Genomic DNA, 685 nt, shown 5'->3' with positions numbered 1-685 from the left:
GGCCGCCAGCCCGTTCAGCGCCAGGACGCCGGCGAAGGCCCGCCGGTCCGCGCGCACCAGCTCCGCGGCGGCCCGGCGCACATCGGCGGGTCCGGCGAGGGGAAGCCTTTCCCCGCTCATCCCACGACCTCCTCGTCGGTGTCCCTGGCCACCAGGTCCCGGTATCCGGGCTCGTAGTCGAGAAGCCCCTGGTGGCTGCCGCTCGCGGCGACCTTCCCGTCGACCAGGAAGACCACCTCGTCGACCCGCGCGAGTACCAGCGGCGAGGTGGTGACCAGCAGCGTCGTACGGCCGCTGCGGACGTCGCGCAGCCGGTCGGCGACCGTGGCCTCGGTGTGCGCGTCGAGCGTTGAGGTGGGCTCCACCGCCAGCAGCACCTCCGGGTCGGCCAGCAACGCCCTGGCCAGCCGCACCCGTTGGCGCTGGCCGCCGGAGAGACTCCGTCCCTGTGCGGACACCGGCGAGTCGAGCCCGTCGGGCAACCCCCGCACGATGTCGTCGGCGGCGGCCGCGTGCAGCGCCCGCAGCACGTCCTCGTCGGACGCGTCCGCGCGCCCGGCCACCACCTCCCGCAGCGGGCCGGCGAACAGATCGGCCTCCGCGTCGGCGACCAGGATCCGCTCCCGCACCCGCGCGAGCGCGATCCCGTCCAGCCGGACCCCGCCCCAGGCCGCCTCCGACGGTG

The 685-nt window shown here is 76.1% G+C and carries 1 protein-coding gene; it reads right to left on the bottom strand.

Annotated elements, in window-relative coordinates; genetic code table 11:
* Positions 1-116: 116 nt before the first annotated feature.
* Positions 117-685 (bottom strand): ATP-binding cassette domain-containing protein (locus tag B9S61_RS08080; RefSeq protein WP_146064751.1); only part of this gene is annotated, 569 nt, incomplete at its 5' end.

Source organism: Streptomyces sp. SM1, assembly GCF_002910825.1.
Lineage (GTDB): Bacteria > Actinomycetota > Actinomycetes > Streptomycetales > Streptomycetaceae > Streptomyces > Streptomyces okerensis.
The sequence above is the reverse complement of the archived record's forward strand: the minus strand, read 5'-3'. Positions and strand labels throughout refer to the sequence as shown.